At 72.4% G+C, this 15307-nt stretch carries 13 protein-coding genes; 10 read left to right on the top strand and 3 right to left on the bottom strand.

Features of this window, described 5'->3' with window-relative positions:
* The first annotated feature begins 56 nt into the window (after positions 1-56).
* The 4 genes from EJC51_RS29810 to sucD all read left to right on the top strand — a co-directional run bounded on the left by EJC51_RS29810 (position 57) and on the right by sucD (position 5247).
* On the top strand, positions 57-1031 hold the full coding sequence (locus EJC51_RS29810) for a hypothetical protein (protein WP_126273893.1): 975 nt from the start codon (positions 57-59) through the stop codon (positions 1029-1031).
* A 151-nt stretch (positions 1032-1182) separates the two neighbouring features.
* Entirely contained in the window at positions 1183-2703 is a 1521-nt protein-coding gene (locus EJC51_RS48300; protein ID WP_208870750.1) for a proline dehydrogenase family protein, read from the top strand.
* Between the two features lie 461 nt (positions 2704-3164).
* Positions 3165-4343 (top strand): ADP-forming succinate--CoA ligase subunit beta, encoded by a 1179-nt coding sequence (sucC, locus tag EJC51_RS29825; protein WP_079312953.1) that lies wholly within the window; start codon positions 3165-3167, stop codon positions 4341-4343.
* A gap of 19 nt (positions 4344-4362) precedes the next feature.
* Positions 4363-5247, top strand: coding sequence for a succinate--CoA ligase subunit alpha (gene sucD / locus EJC51_RS29830; protein WP_126273894.1), 885 nt, complete (start codon positions 4363-4365; stop codon positions 5245-5247).
* A gap of 142 nt (positions 5248-5389) precedes the next feature.
* Here sucD and EJC51_RS29835 read toward each other — a convergent pair whose 3' ends face one another.
* The gene (locus tag EJC51_RS29835; protein ID WP_126273895.1) at positions 5390-6457 is read right to left on the bottom strand and encodes a helix-turn-helix domain-containing protein; all 1068 of its coding nucleotides are present in this window, start codon (positions 6455-6457) and stop codon (positions 5390-5392) included.
* Positions 6458-6562: 105 nt separating this feature from the next.
* Here EJC51_RS29835 and EJC51_RS48885 point away from each other — a divergent pair, with 105 nt between their 5' ends.
* Positions 6563-8815: a cell division protein PerM gene (locus EJC51_RS48885; RefSeq protein WP_425276848.1), complete on the top strand. Its 2253-nt coding sequence runs from the start codon at positions 6563-6565 to the stop codon at positions 8813-8815.
* A 3-nt stretch (positions 8816-8818) separates the two neighbouring features.
* Here the strand turns inward: EJC51_RS48885 and EJC51_RS29845 are convergent, their stop codons facing one another.
* The gene (locus EJC51_RS29845) at positions 8819-9631 is read right to left on the bottom strand and encodes a hypothetical protein (RefSeq protein WP_126273896.1); all 813 of its coding nucleotides are present in this window, start codon (positions 9629-9631) and stop codon (positions 8819-8821) included.
* A gap of 216 nt (positions 9632-9847) precedes the next feature.
* On the opposite strand from EJC51_RS29845, the gene purN reads away from it, so the two are divergent.
* Positions 9848-10513 (top strand): phosphoribosylglycinamide formyltransferase, encoded by a 666-nt coding sequence (gene purN, locus EJC51_RS29850; RefSeq protein WP_207924780.1) that lies wholly within the window; start codon positions 9848-9850, stop codon positions 10511-10513.
* Entirely contained in the window at positions 10510-12084 is a 1575-nt protein-coding gene (gene purH, locus EJC51_RS29855) for a bifunctional phosphoribosylaminoimidazolecarboxamide formyltransferase/IMP cyclohydrolase (protein WP_126273898.1), read from the top strand. The genes purN and purH overlap by 4 nt, the downstream gene beginning before the upstream one ends.
* A gap of 79 nt (positions 12085-12163) precedes the next feature.
* Here the strand turns inward: purH and EJC51_RS29860 are convergent, their stop codons facing one another.
* A complete protein-coding gene (locus tag EJC51_RS29860; protein WP_126273899.1) occupies positions 12164-12832 on the bottom strand; it encodes a hypothetical protein in 669 nt (222 codons plus the stop codon).
* A 259-nt stretch (positions 12833-13091) separates the two neighbouring features.
* Between EJC51_RS29860 and EJC51_RS29865 the strand changes: the two genes are divergently transcribed.
* From EJC51_RS29865 to EJC51_RS29875, 3 genes are all read left to right on the top strand, one after another.
* Positions 13092-13946 (top strand): bifunctional methylenetetrahydrofolate dehydrogenase/methenyltetrahydrofolate cyclohydrolase, encoded by an 855-nt coding sequence (locus tag EJC51_RS29865; protein WP_126273900.1) that lies wholly within the window; start codon positions 13092-13094, stop codon positions 13944-13946.
* The gene (locus EJC51_RS29870; protein ID WP_126273901.1) at positions 13936-14403 is read left to right on the top strand and encodes a DUF3017 domain-containing protein; all 468 of its coding nucleotides are present in this window, start codon (positions 13936-13938) and stop codon (positions 14401-14403) included. The genes EJC51_RS29865 and EJC51_RS29870 overlap by 11 nt, the downstream gene beginning before the upstream one ends.
* Before the next feature lie 243 nt (positions 14404-14646).
* Positions 14647-15108: a helix-turn-helix domain-containing protein gene (locus tag EJC51_RS29875; protein WP_126273902.1), complete on the top strand. Its 462-nt coding sequence runs from the start codon at positions 14647-14649 to the stop codon at positions 15106-15108.
* The last annotated feature ends 199 nt before the right edge of the window (positions 15109-15307 follow it).

The raw sequence follows: 15307 nt of genomic DNA on the forward strand, positions 1-15307 counted from the left end.
GACGCGTGGCTCGTCACGCGTGCCGTGTTCCGCCGCACGGGAGGACCCACCCCCTCTTGACCTCGCCAGCCGCTCTGCCCGGTGCCGCTCTGCGCGTGATGCGCACGGCGGCCGGGCGGCGTGCGTTGCAAGTGGTCGTGCTGGTGGGCGGGTTGTTCGCGCTCGGGTTCCTCTGCGGGGAACGGGCGAGCGCGGCGGAGGGCGTGCCGACGGTGACGTCCCATGAAGTCGCGTCGGTGGCCCAGGTTGCCCCGGTGACTTCCGGGGTGCGGGCGGACGGCGTCCGGTCGTTGACGCGGGACGCGGTGGAGCGGTTGGTGATCCCGCGGACGGAAGCGGACGTCCACCCGACAGCGCCGCCCCAGACGCAACCGGCCGAAGCCGAAGCCCACGGGAGCGCACCGCGGCTGCCCGATCTCACGGACACCTCCTTGGGTGGCAAGGTCGTACAGCCGGTCGGGGAACTCGTGGAGACGGTCACCGAGCAGCTGGCCGACGCGCAGGCAGAGGCACAATGGCCGGCGCTGCCGAGCCTGCCGGCCCTCCCGGCGGTGCCCGAACTCCCGGTGCCGCCGGTGCTGCCGGGGCAGACCTTGCCGGCGCCGGTCACGGCAGCGCCGCAGCCGGGCTCCCCGGCGGACGGCTCGAACGCTGGACACGGCTCCGACAGCCCTGCCGGCTCCGACAGCTCCACCAGCCCCCACAAGGCGAGGGCGAGCAGGGTCGGTGATGACTACGGCCCGTCGTACGGCGACGGTTCCCCCGTCACGGGTACGGCCGCCAAGGCCGACCGGCATCGGGCCGCGAGGTCGGGCGGTTACGTCCCCGCGCACCCGGCGCCCGCGGGCGACCCGGACGGGGTGCTGGCCCACCGGTCCGGAGTGGACAACGGTTCGCCGCGGCACGGCGACGCACAGGCCGTATCCCTGAACGACCGCGCCCCGCTGAGGCTCGTGCCCGGCGGCGTGGTGCGCACCGACGCGGACGGCACCCGGGACAGGCACCGGGACATTCCGGTTTCCCCGGCCTAGCGGGACGCTCACCCCTGCCGCCGATCTGCGGCGCGGGGGTGGCACGGGTCTGTTCGACCGCCCGCATCCGTCCGAGCCCAGGACCGGCACTCCTTCCTGTTCCCGTCTCCATGGGCTGCGGACGCCCAGTTCCCAAGGACCTGACGTACCCATGAACAAGAACATCCGCCGCTCCATCGTCATAGCCGCCGGCGTCACCGGCGCGTGGGCGCTCGGCTCCACGGCCGCCAGCGCCGACGAGCTGCCCGCCTCCTCCCTCTCCGTGTCGGACACGACGACGGACATCACGGAAGGCGTCACGGCCGACGCCACGAACACGCTGACCGGCGTGACCGACACGGCCACGAAGACGGCCCCCACCGACACGAGGGTCACCACCCCGCAGGCCACCCAGGCCACTCAGGCCACTCAGGCCGCCGAGGCCACCAAGACCGCAACCACCTCCACCACCTCCATCACCCCCACCACCTCCAAGGCCACCAAGATCAAGGGCGCCGCCGCCATCCAGGGCGCGAAGGCCGCCCGCGCCGCCCGTGCCGCGCAGGCGCAGCTCGACGCGACGGCCCGGGGGACGGCCGGTGAGACGGTCGCCGCCGCGCGGACCACCGTCTCCGACGCGGGCACCCCGCAGGACGACGTCGACTACCTCTTCGGCCCCCTCGCCGTCTTCGCCCCGGAGCTGGAGCGCGCCCTCGCCGGCGCATCCAGGACCACGTCCGCCACCACCACCGCATCCACCACCGCATCCACCACCACGTCCGCCCTCACCGCCGCGGCGGTCCCCCCGCTGGCCACCGCCGCGGTGCACGGTGCCGTTCCGGTGGTCGGCGGGGCGGTGGACGGGGTGGCGCCCGTAGCCACCGGTGTGGTGCCCGGCGCCACGCCCGTCGTCACCGGCGCGGTCGAGGGCGTCGCCCCTCTCGCCACCGACGCCGTCGCCGGGGTGAGCGGGACCGCCGAGCACACCGTCGACGCGGCCACCGCACTCGCCCACGGGCTGGTCGCCGACGCCCAGCCCGTCGCGACCGGCGTCGCCGTCGACGCGCAGGGCGTCGTCACCGGCGCGGTTCACGGCGTCACCCCGGTCGCGGGCGGTGCCGTCTCCGGTGTGCGACAGGTCGCCGCCGGCGCTGTCGGGGACGTTCCGCCGTACGCCACCGGGCTCGTGGAGCAGGTCGGTGGCGATGTCGTCGGGAGTGTGCTGCCGCCTGTCGTGAGCACCGTTGTGGACGGGGCCGTTCCCGTTGCGGAGCAGGCCGTGGTCGACGCGGGGGCGCTGACGTACGGCGTGACGGGGGACGTGCGGCACACCGTCGGGCAGGTGGCGCGGCTCGCGTACGGCGTGGCCGGGCACGCGGGCGGGCTGGCCGAGGGCGTGAACCAGGACGTGGCGCCCTTCGCACACGGCGTCACCGGCGCCGTCCAGCCGGTCGTCGGTCTCGTCCGGCCGGTCGTGGCGGGCGTCGGCGGCAGTGCCGAGACCTTCGCGTACGGCGTCACCCAGGACGTCGCCCCCTTCGCCGACGGCGTGACCGGGGACGTGCGGGGGACCGGCGACGGGGTCGTGCCCGTCGCCGGGCACACCGTCGACGGCGTCGCTCCCCTCGTGGGGAACGCCGTCACCGGCCTCCAGGGGGTCGGCGGGACCGTCACCTCCGGATACGGCGTCTGACCCTCCCCATCCCGACACCGACGTCCCCACACCGACTCCGCGAGGAAGCACGCCCGGACGGCCGAAAGCCGTCGGTCCGTCCGGACGTGACCCCTCGCGGTCGGAGCCGGGCGGTCCCCATTGGGGTGGGGATCATCGGCTCCGCGCCCCGCAAGGGGCTGCTCAAGGGGCCTCACCGGGTCAACCCCAGCCCGGTGAGGCCCTTTCCCCTGACCTCCTCCGCCCCTCACGCCTGACACGCCGTGCCAGTGAGGGCGGCATCATGTGACAGGTATCACCGCTCAGGTGTGACCCTCGATTTAGGGGCCCCCTGCAAGCAGCGATAACCTGCGAGACGGACATGCCGCGCGCTCGGACACCGTGTGCGCCTCCCTTGTGACACTCGGCGGACGTCACGTTGCCCATCGCGGCACGCCCACGCATCCAACGAACCGCGAGATCACTGATAGGGACGGAAGCGCGTGGACCTGTTCGAGTACCAGGCGAGGGACCTCTTCGCCAAGCACGATGTACCGGTGCTGGCCGGTGAAGTCATCGACACGCCTGAGGCGGCCCGCGCAGCCACCGAGCGTCTCGGTGGCAAGTCCGTCGTCAAGGCGCAGGTGAAGGTCGGCGGCCGTGGCAAGGCCGGTGGCGTCAAGCTCGCCGCCACCGCCGACGAGGCGGTCGAGCACGCGACCAACATCCTCGGCATGGACATCAAGGGCCACACGGTCCACAAGGTGATGATCGCCGAGACGGCCCCCGAGATCGTGGAGGAGTACTACGTCTCCTTCCTCCTCGACCGTGCCAACCGCACCTTCCTCTCCATCGCGTCCGTCGAGGGCGGCATGGAGATCGAGGAGGTGGCGGCCACCCGTCCGGAGGCCGTCGCCAAGACGCCGATCGACGCCAACGTGGGTGTGACCCCCGAGGTCGCGCGCCAGATCGTCGAGGCCGCGAAGTTCCCGGCCGAGGTCGCCGACAAGGTCGTGAACGTCCTCGTCAAGCTGTGGGACACCTTCATCAAGGAGGACGCCCTCCTGGTCGAGGTCAACCCGCTGGCGAAGGTCGCCTCCGGCGACGTCATCGCCCTCGACGGCAAGGTCTCCCTGGACGAGAACGCCGAGTTCCGTCAGCCGGAGCACGAGGCCCTCCAGGACAAGGACGCGGCCAACCCGCTCGAGGCCGCCGCCAAGGAGAAGAACCTCAACTACGTCAAGCTCGACGGCGAGGTCGGCATCATCGGTAACGGTGCCGGTCTGGTCATGTCGACGCTGGACGTCGTCGCGTACGCCGGTGAGAACCACGGTGGCGTGAAGCCGGCCAACTTCCTCGACATCGGTGGTGGCGCCTCCGCCGCCGTCATGGCGAACGGCCTGGAGATCATCCTCGGCGACCCCGACGTCAAGTCGGTCTTCGTCAACGTCTTCGGTGGCATCACCGCCTGTGACGAGGTCGCCAACGGCATCGTCCAGGCGCTCCAGCTGCTCGCGGACAAGGGCGAGGAAGTCACCAAGCCCCTCGTCGTCCGCCTGGACGGCAACAACGCCGAGCTGGGTCGCAAGATCCTCTCCGACGCCAACCACCCGCTGGTCCAGCGCGTGGACACCATGGACGGCGCGGCCGACAAGGCCGCCGAGCTCGCGGCTGCGAAGTAAGGGACGAGGGAACACAGCCATGGCTATCTTCCTCAACAAGGACAGCAAGGTCATCGTCCAGGGCATGACCGGCTCCACGGGCATGAAGCACACCAAGCTCATGCTCGCCGACGGCACGAACATCGTCGGTGGCGTCAACCCGCGCAAGGCGGGCACCACCGTTGACGTCGACGGCACCGAGATCCCGGTCTTCGGCACCGTCGCCGAGGCGATCGAGAAGACGGGCGCGAACGTGTCCGTCCTCTTCGTCCCGCCGGCCTTCGCCAAGGCCGCCGTCGTCGAGGCCATCGACGCCGAGATCCCGCTCGCGGTCGTCATCACCGAGGGCATCGCGGTCCACGACTCCGCCGCCTTCTACGCCTACGCGGTCAGCAAGGGCAACAAGACGCGGATCATCGGCCCCAACTGCCCGGGTCTCATCACCCCCGGCCAGTCCAACGCCGGCATCATCCCGGGCGACATCACCAAGCCGGGCCGCATCGGCCTGGTCTCGAAGTCCGGCACGCTGACGTACCAGATGATGTACGAGCTCCGTGACATCGGCTTCTCCTCCGCCGTCGGCATCGGTGGCGACCCGATCATCGGTACGACGCACATCGACGCCCTCGCCGCGTTCGAGGCCGACCCCGACACCGACCTGATCGTGATGATCGGTGAGATCGGTGGCGACGCCGAGGAGCGCGCGGCCGCGTTCATCAAGGAGAACGTGACCAAGCCGGTCGTCGGCTACGTCGCGGGCTTCACCGCGCCGGAGGGCAAGACCATGGGTCACGCCGGCGCGATCGTGTCCGGCTCGTCCGGCACGGCCGCCGCGAAGAAGGAGGCCCTTGAGGCCGCGGGCGTCAAGGTCGGCAAGACCCCGACCGAGACGGCGAAGCTGGCGCGCGAGATCCTCGCCGGCTGAGCAGCGGTTTCCTGGCCGAGCGTTTGTGGGCCCGTTCCCCGGGAGGGGGGCGGGCCCACGGTGCGTAGTGAGTCGGGTGCGGATGCGTTGTGGCTGGTCGCGCCGTTCCACCCGCCCCTGAAAGCACCTCCACTCGTCCCCTTCAACGACTCAGCGGTGCCAGCCTTTCCGGACGGCTCGTCATCGCACCCCGCAGCTTCTCCCGCAGTTGCCTCTCCGCCTCCGACAACGCTCCCTGCGCGACCCGAGGCGGCACCCCCTGGATCTCCGCCCCCGGCGCGATCGGCGGTTCGTAGTGCGTGGGTGCCGTGCGGAGCGTCATCGCCGTCGTGCCGATCAACGCCACCGTGAACGCGATCGCCGCCCTCGTCCAGAAACGGGCCCTGCGTTCGCTCCCCGTCCGCACCACCGGCGGCTTCGCCGCGCGCAAGCGCTCCGTGGCGGCGAGTTCGGCCAGGCGGCGATGGAGTTCGGTGGGGTCGGAGAGGTCCGGCAGGTGCGCGGCGATCGCCTCCCGCGCGTTCATCAGCCGCCCGGCCGCCGCCGGTGTGCTCGCCTCCGTCTCCGCCGCCGTCTCCGGCAGGTCGAGGCCGACACTGTCGTACAGCACGAGTGTGCGGCGCTGCGGTGGCGGCAGGCGCAGGAGCGCGGCCAGCAGGGCGCGGTCGGAGGCGTCGGCGGGTGGGGCCTCCGGGCTGCGGTAGCGGGGGCGGAAGCGGTGCCAGGGGGAGAGGGCGTACTCGTACGCCGTGGCCCGCACCCAGCCCGCCGGGTCGCGGTCGACCGCCACCTCCGGCCAGCGCTGCCAGGCGAGTTGGAAGGCGCGCTCGACGGACTCGCGGGCGAGTTCCCGCCGTCCGGTGAGCAGATAGGCCTGCCGTACGAGGGCGGGCGCGCAGAACGCGTACAGCGCGTCGAAGGCCTGAGTGGGCGTCAGGGGCGCGGGGGATTCCGCGGGGAGCTCTTCATGGAACTGAGGTGCCGTCACCTCGGCGAGCGGCGGCTCCTGTTGCACCCATGCGCTCAGCAGCTTCGCGTACGCCTCCCCCTTGCGGCCGCGCGGATTCGTACGGCCGGACTCCCACGCGCGGACCGTCTCCCGGGTGACTCCCACCCGTTCGGCGAGCTGAGCCTGCGTCAGCGACCCGGCCTCGCGCAGGCGTCGGCGTTCCTCGGGCGGGGGGAGCGGGGTTGCAGGGCTCTGGGTCACAGGGCGCCCCTTCGTACGAAAAAGTACATAGTCGTATATTGAGCGACACGGCAGGAGTTCGCCTGTTACGACGAGAAAGCGCGTGTCGTTGGCAGCATGACGGTCGTGATCCAGATGACCGTTCGCCGATCGCCCCTGTCGTCCCTGCTCACCCGGTTGCGTGACCGTTCACCCGGGCTGGCCGCGAGCCTGGTGAGCGGGGTGCTCGCGGCGGGGTTGGGGCTCGGTTCGCTCGCCGTGCTGGTGATGGTGCTGTGGATCAGTTCGCCGTATCCGGACAGCGGGCCGGGTGGTGCACTGCATGTCGCGGCGGCGCTGTGGCTGCTCGCGCACGGGGCGGAACTGGTCCGCACGGACACCCTGTCCGGGGTACCGGCGCCGGTCGGGGTGACGCCGTTGCTGCTGCTGGTGCTGCCGGTGTGGCTGGTGCACCGGGCGGCGCGGGACGTGGTCGCCGACGACGAGGACACGGCCGGGGCGGCGGGGTGGACGGCGTTCGCGGGGGTGGTCCTCGGGTATCTCGCCGTCGGCGCGGGGGTCGCGCTGTATGCGGCGGGCGGGGAGTTGCGGCCTTCGTGGGTGTGGACGGGGGTGTGCGTGCCGGTTGTGGTGACGGTGGCGGCGGCCGCGGGCGTCTGGACGGCGTACGGTCGCCCGCGCGGCCCCGTCGACAGCGTGCTGCTCCTGCTGCCGGCGCCGGTCCGTCGTCTCGTCCTCGGGCCGGACGCCGGGCAGCGGCTCGGGGTGGCGGCGCGGGCGGCCGGTGCGGGGGTGGCGCTGCTGGTGGGGGGCGGTGCGCTGCTGCTGGCGTCGTCCCTGGTCTGGCACGGCGGCGCGGCGCGGCTCTCCTTCCTCCAGCTGACGGAGGGGTGGTCGGGCCGGTTCGCCGTACTGCTGCTGTGCGTCGCGCTCGTGCCCAACGCGGCGGTCTGGTGCCTGTCGTACGCCCTCGGCCCCGGCTTCGAACTGGGCGCGGGCCACGTGATGTCCCCCCTCACCTCCGCACCGGCCCCGCTCCTCCCCCCGTTCCCCCTGCTGGCGGCGGTGCCGGAGGCGGGGACGGGGACCTGGATGAACTGGGCGGCCGGTTCGGTGCCGTTGGTGGCCGGGGTGACGGTGGGGTGGTTCGTGGCGGGGCCGGCGAGCGGCGGGAGAGGCCGCGAGGCGCGGGGCGACGGGGGCGGGGCGCCGGGCCGGGGGGCTGTGGACGGGGCTGAGGCGTCCGGCGCACGACAGGTCGGGGGAGTCGGTGGGGGCGACGGCCTGTCGGGGAGGGGTGCCGGTGCGGCCGGAGCGGCGCACGGCAGGGGTGGCGGTGTGCGGGCGGTGCAGGAGGCCGTGGTCTGGACGCGGGGCCGGACGGCCGGTACCGCCGGGCTCGCGGCCGTTCTCTGTGCGGCCTCGGTCGCGCTGCTGGCGGCACTCGCGGGCGGACCGCTCGGGGTGGCCGCGCTGGCCTGGTTCGGGCCGGTCTGGTGGCTGACGGGAGGGGCGGCACTGCTGTGGACCGCGGCGCTGGCGATCCCGACGGCACTGGGCGTGCGGGCTTGGCGGTGCAGGGAGCGGCGGGAGCGGCGGGAGCGGCGGGAGCGGAAGGTGCGGCGGGGGCGGGCGGTGACGGTCGCTGGGGCGCGGGGAGAAGTGGCGGGGACGCAGGGTGGGGCGCGGGGAGAGGCGCCGAAGGGCGAGGTCGGGGCCTGGGAGCCGGGGGGCTTCGAGGGGGCTGGGGGTGCGCCGGAGGTGGCGGCAGCCCGCGCGGGACGTTGGTTCTCGCGGCGGAAGGGTGACGGTCGGGGCGCGGCCCTGAGGTCGTCCGGCCCCGAGACGTCCAGCCCCATGACCTTCGGTGCGGATACGTCCCGCCCTTTGACCTCCGCCCCTTTGACCTCCGCCCCTTTGACCTCCGCCCCTTTGACCTCCGGCCCCATGACCTCCGCCCCTTTGACCTCCGGCCCCATGACCTCCGGCCCCATGACCTCCGGCCCCATGACCTTCGGACCGGAGACGTCCGGCTCCAGCACCTCCGGCCCCATGACCTCAAGCCCCGGGATGCCCACAGCCGAGCCCCTCAGTCCCGAGGTCTCCGGCCCCGAGGCCACCGCCAACCGATCCGCCAACCGCTGGTTCTCCCGCAAGCCGCGCGCGAGCCGAGCAGCCGCAGCGGCCTCCACCCCGTACGAACTCGACGCCGACGACGCCGCCTTCGAGCCCTACGACTTCCTGCCCGCCGACCCGCACCCGGCCGCGAACCCGACCGCCAACCCCGCCTCACCCCCGCCCCCCTACCCCTGGCAAGACGACGACGCCTCCCGCGCGGCGCGGTGGGCCGTGCTCAGGGAGGTGTCGGACGGGGAGTGAGTGTCAGCTCGTGCCCAGGATTCCGCGGAGTTCCTTCGGGAGCAGGTCGCTGCAGGACTGCTTCGCCTGGTTGGTGAGCGCGTCGTTCGTGCAGGTGTAGTAGTCGCTGTAGACGAGCTGGGCCGTGAAGCCCGCGCCGACCAGGACGACCGCCAGGGACGCGGTGACCAGGCCGCTGATCGCCGCCGTGGTCTGGGGGCGGGAACCCGAGGTGTCCGGCGCCGGGGCGTCGGGGTCGGCGGGGCGGGGCTTGGCGCGCAGGGCGCTGATACCCCAGTACAGGGCGAGCGCCCCGAGCAGCAGAGCGACGTACGGCCAGCTGAACAGCGCGAAGAAGAACGCCCACATACCGCTCAGGAGCGAGTACCGCGCCCGGCGCTGGGTGGGGTCGGTGGGGTCCCAGCGCATCCCCGTGCCGGAGCCGCCGCCGCTGCCCTGGCCGCCCTCGGGGCCGGAGCCGCCGGGGCGGTCGCCGAAGCCGCCGGAGGAGCGGCCGGGCTGGCGGTCGCTCCACTGGCTGCCCCACGGGGAGCCGGAATCGTCGTCGGAGTCACCGCTGGGGCGGCGCGGCTGCCACGGCCGGTCGGGCGTGCCCTCCGGCGGCGGGGCGAAGGGGTTGTCGTCCCCGGCGGAGCCTCCCGACCCGGCGTTCGGACCGGCGTCCGGCCTGTCGCTGCCCGGCTTGGTGTCGGGCTTGTCGTCCGAGGGTGCGTCGGGCGGGGACGCGGGGCGCTCCCGCAGCAGCACGCCGCGGCGCTCCCCTCCCTGCATCGACTGCGGGGGGAGCGTGAGGAGTCGCAGGCTGCGGTCCGGCATCAAGTGAGCGTCTTCCCCTAGGTGATACGGCTGTCTGGCGTGAGCTGATGTGAGCTTTCACTTCGGAAACGCACCGCACGACGACCACGTTCCCGAGTCGAGCCCTCCCAGACGCTACCTTCCGGCCACGCCCCCGTCCCGTGGGGGCCGTCCGGAGTGCCGGTATCGTTGCTGACGTTCGGCCGCTTCGTAGACTTCCCCGTATCCCGGGGCGCGATGCATTCGTACGAACGTACATACCGCATGTTCCCCGAGAAAGGGCCCCCCGTGGCTAAGCGCCTTGTCGTGCTGGTCTCCGGTTCCGGCACCAACCTCCAGGCGCTCCTCGACGCCATCACGGAGACCGGCGTCGAGGCCTACGGCGCCGAGATCGTGGCCGTCGGAGCCGACCGCGCGGGCATCGAAGGGCTCGCCCGGGCCGAGCGCGCCGGGCTGCCGACCTTCGTCACGCGGGTCAAGGACTTCGAGACGCGCGAGGAGTGGGACGCCGCGCTCGCCGAGGCCGTCGCCGCCCACGAGCCCGACCTGGTCGTCTCCGCCGGGTTCATGAAGATCGTGGGCAAGGAGTTCCTCGCGCGCTTCGGCGGGCGGTTCGTCAACACCCACCCCGCTCTTCTCCCCAGTTTTCCCGGCGCCCACGGCGTCCGTGACGCGCTCGCGTACGGCGCCCGGGTCACCGGCTGCACCGTCCACTTCGTCGACGACGGCGTCGACACCGGACCGATCATCGCTCAGGGCGTGGTGGAGGTCCGGGACGAGGACGACGAAGACGCTCTCCACGAGCGCATCAAGGAAGTCGAGCGAAGGCTGCTCGTCGAGGTCGTGGGGCGGCTCGCCCGCAACGGCTATCGCATTGAGGGACGAAAGGTAGTTATCCAGTGACCGCCGAGAGCATCGAGAGCGGCAAGCGGGCCATCCGTCGCGCGCTCGTCAGCGTCTACGACAAGACCGGGCTCGAGGAGCTTGCCCGCGGGCTGCACGAGGCCGGCGTCGAACTCGTCTCCACCGGATCCACCGCGGGCCGTATCGCCGCCGCCGGCGTCCCCGTCACCAAGGTCGAGGAGCTCACCGGCTTCCCCGAGTGCCTGGACGGCCGGGTCAAGACGCTGCACCCGCGCGTGCACGCCGGCATCCTCGCCGACCTGCGCCTGGAGGACCACCAGCGGCAGCTGGCCGAGCTGGGCGTCGAGCCGTTCGACCTGGTCGTCGTGAACCTGTACCCGTTCCGCGAGACGGTCGCCTCCGGCGCCTCGCCCGACGAGTGCGTCGAGCAGATCGACATCGGCGGTCCCTCGATGGTCCGCGCGGCCGCCAAGAACCATCCGTCGGTGGCCGTCGTCACCAGTCCCGCCCGGTACGCGGACGTACTGAACGCCGTCCAGGACGGCGGGTTCGACCTCACCACCCGCAAGCGGCTCGCCGCCGAGGCCTTCCAGCACACGGCGGCGTACGACGTGGCCGTCGCCTCCTGGTTCGCCTCCTCCTACGCGCCGGTCGACGAGTCGCAGTTCCCCGACTTCCTCGGCGCCACCTGGGAGCGTGAGAACACCCTCCGCTACGGCGAGAACCCGCACCAGCCGGCCGCCCTGTACGTGGACGCCTCCGGTGCCGGGCTGGCCAAGGCCGAGCAGCTGCACGGCAAGGAGATGTCGTACAACAACTACACGGACACGGACGCCGCCCGCCGTGCCGCGTACGACCACGACGAGCCGGCCGTCGCGATCATCAAGCACGCCAACCCGTGCGGCATCGCCATCGGCGCGGACGTCGCCGAGGCGCACCGCAAGGCGCACGCGTGCGACCCGCTGTCGGCGTTCGGCGGCGTGATCGCCGTGAACCGCCCGGTCAGCAAGGAGATGGCCGAGCAGGTCGCCGAGATCTTCACCGAGGTCATCGTCGCGCCGGACTACGAGGAGGGGGCCCTGGAGGCCCTCGCCAAGAAGAAGAACATCCGGGTGCTGAAGGCCGCGGGCGCCCCCGCCAACCCGGTCGAGGTCAAGCCGATCGACGGCGGTGTCCTCCTCCAGGTCACCGACCGCCTCCAGGCCGACGGCGACGACCCGGCGAACTGGACGCTGGCCACGGGCGAGGCGCTGTCCGACGCCGAGCTCGCCGAGCTGGCCTTCGCCTGGAAGGCCTGCCGCGCGGTCAAGTCCAACGCGATCCTCCTCGCCAAGGACGGCGCCTCGGTCGGCGTCGGCATGGGCCAGGTCAACCGCGTCGACTCCGCGAAGCTGGCCGTCGAGCGGGCCGGTGCCGAGCGCGCGCAGGGGTCGTACGCGGCCTCCGACGCGTTCTTCCCCTTCCCGGACGGCCTGGAGATCCTCGTCGAGGCCGGCGTGAAGGCGGTCGTCCAGCCGGGTGGTTCGGTGCGCGACGAGCTGGTGGTCGAGGCGGCGAAGAAGGCCGGCGTGACGATGTACTTCACGGGCACGCGGCACTTCTTCCACTGAGCCGCACACACGTGACGGGGCCCGCCGGTCGTGAACCGGCGGGCCCCGTCACGCGTCCCGGGAAAAGGCCGCGGACCGCTCAGTAACGCGGCCGCGCGAACCAGGCCGTGCCGCTGGGTACCACCGGCGCGGCCGTGATGATCGCGCCGAACACGACCCACAGCAGCGGGAAGATGACCGCGGAGGCCATACCCGAGTCGAGGCCGACGAAGAGCAGGAGCAGGCCGACGATGGTGCCGAGCGCGCCGTAGATGACCGTGGTGATCCGGACACCCTGGCCGCCGCGGCCGAACTTGACGCCCAGCGTGATGGACAGGGCCGCCAGCGCGAGCACGAAGATCGCGATACCGGCGATGAGACCGGCCGCGGCGTCACCGAAGTCGCTTATGTCGCTGAACGGGTCGTCGGAGGACGAGCTCAGGGAGTCCGCGGAGTCCGAGACGTCGTTCACGAACGCGGCGACGTACAGGTAGATCAGGCCGAGGACGATCTGCACCGCGGAGATGATGTAGAGGAAGACGCGGGCCGTCACCAGCAGGCCCGGCATCGACTGCGGCACCATGTTCGCGCCCGGGTAGCCGGGGTACGCGGGTGCCTGCGGGTAGGCGCCGTAGGGCTGTTGGGGAGCGCCGTAGGGCTGCTGCGGCGGGACGCCGGGCGGGGCCTGCTGGGGGTAGCCGTAACCGGGAGCGGCCGGCGGCTGCTGGGGCGGGGGCCCGTAGGGGTTGTGCGGATCGCCGAAACTCATGGCGGGGTTTCCTCCGTTTGCCGAATGTGCGGGGACGACGAGCGGCACGCTCGGAGGAAGGTTCAACAGATGCGGTTCGTCCCCCCGGTACAGCCCGCGGCACTGTGGCGTCAATCGTTCTTCAGTGGCTGGTTCCTTGTCCAGCCGCATTCCACAGGTGTTGTGCAAGTGCAACAGAACCGATCATGGTCGGATACGACGGACAGCCCCCCGGGACCCGGATTGGAACCGGGGGCCGGTCATCCGCGAGGATGGGGGCATGACCGCCCAGATTCTCGATGGCAAGGCCACCGCAGCCGCGATCAAGTCCGATCTGACCGCCCGCGTGGCGGCGCTGAAGGAGAAGGGCGTCACGCCCGGCCTCGGCACGATCCTCGTCGGGACCGACCCCGGCAGCCAGAAGTACGTCGCCGGCAAGCACCGCGACTGCGCCCAGGTCGGCATCGCCTCCATCCAGCGTGAACTGCCGGAGACGGCCACGCAGGAGGAGATCGAGGCGGTGGTGCGGGAACTGAACGAGGACCCCGCCTGCACCGGTTACATCGTCCAGCTGCCGCTGCCCAAGGGCATCGACGAGAACCGCATCCTGGAGCTGATGGACCCGGACAAGGACGCCGACGGTCTGCACCCGATGAACCTCGGCCGCCTGGTCCTCAACGAGCCGGCCCCGCTGCCCTGTACCCCCAACGGCGTCCTGACCCTCCTGCGCCAGTACGGCGTGGAGATCAAGGGCGCCGAGGTCGTGGTCGTCGGCCGCGGTGTCACCATCGGCCGCCCGATGCCGCTGCTGCTCACCCGCCGCAGCGAGAACGCCACCGTGACCCAGTGCCACACCGGCACCCGCGACCTGTCCGCGCACCTCAAGCGCGCGGACATCATCGTCGCCGCCGCCGGCTCCGCCCACCTGATCCGCCCGGAGGACGTGAAGCCGGGCGCCGCCGTCCTCGACGTCGGTGTCTCGCGCAGCGCCGACGGCAAGATCGTCGGCGACGTCCACCCCGGTGTCGCCGAGGTGGCCGGCTGGATCTCCCCGAACCCCGGCGGTGTCGGCCCGATGACCCGGGCCCAGCTGCTGGTCAACGTGGTCGAGGCGGCGGAGCGCAGTGTCGACTGACCGCGAGGCGAACGACATCGAGGTCCGGGACCCGATCAGCGCGCCCGACGCCGACGGCAGGCCGCGCCGGACGACCCGCCGCTTCCCGCTGTTCACCCGGGACACCGCCCGCCCCGAGGGCGGCGGCCGGGCCGCGCCGAGTGACGCCCCGGCGCCCGCCCGGCAGTGGCCGATCCTCGCCGTGCTGGCCACGGTCGCAGTCGGCCTGCTGGTGATCGCGACCGACCAGTTCCGCGTCGGCTCGCTGCTCATCGGGGCCGGGCTGCTGGCCGGTGGCGTGCTGCGCTGGCTGCTGCCGGACGTCGGCATGCTCGCGGTGCGCTCCCGGTTCACCGACATCGTGACGTACGGCGTGCTGGGCGCCGCGATCGCGCTGCTGGCGCTGATGGCCCAGCCGGACCCGTGGCTGGTCATCCCGTTCCTTAAGGACGCGCTGCACTTCACGGTCAGCAGCTGATCCCCCGGCCGGCCACCGGCTGATCCCGGCGCCTCATGACGGCGGTCCGTCCCCTCCCCCGAGGAAGGACGGGCCGCCGTCTGCGTCAACCCTGGTGCACGACGAAGACGCTGTTCAACGCCTGTCAGCACGCTGTGCCGCGGAAGTGACCATTCCGCTACGGTGTCCGGGCCCTGTCACGGCGGGGAAGGCCGGGGGAACCGATCACCGGCACGGTGTCGTCCGACACCGTGGAGGTGAGCGATGGGCGCCTGGCAGTCGCTGCCGGAGGATCTGCCGCCGGAGGTGCGGCACTTCGTGGAGCAGCTGCGGCGGCTGAAGGACGCGACCGGCCTCAGCCTGGCCGCGCTCGGTGCGCGCACCGCGTACAGCAAGTCCTCCTGGCACCGCTATTTCAACGCCACGCAGCCGCCGCCCCGGCAGGCCGTCAGCGCCCTGTGCAGGATCGCCGGGCTCGGCGGCCCGGAGGCCGAGCGCGTCGGCGTCCGCTGGGAACTCGCCGTCCAGGCCTGGCCCCGCCCGGCGACCGCCCCCGAACAGCCCGCGGGGTCCGAGGAGTACGAGGACGATCCCACGCTGCCGTGGTGGGAGGAGCGGCCGCCGTCGAAGGGACCGCGCGGCGCGAACCGGATGCTGCTGGCCGCCGTACTGCTGCTGTTCGTACTGGTGCTCGTCGCGGGTGTCGGTGTCGTGGTGCTTGGGTGAGCTTCGCACCGGAGTGGCGCGCGTTACGGACGGTGTGCGCCCCATGTGTCGATGTGTTGACAACTTCGCGGATTTGCAACGAAGTCGTTCGATGAGGGCGTTAGCGTGACCGATCGGGACGGTCCGGGACGTCCCGTGGCTGAAGAACTGGACCGCGGCCGGGTCGGCGTGCAACGGTGCATGCCCTCGGCCCCGATGC

This window comes from Streptomyces aquilus (assembly GCF_003955715.1).
GTDB classification, from domain to species: domain Bacteria; phylum Actinomycetota; class Actinomycetes; order Streptomycetales; family Streptomycetaceae; genus Streptomyces; species Streptomyces aquilus.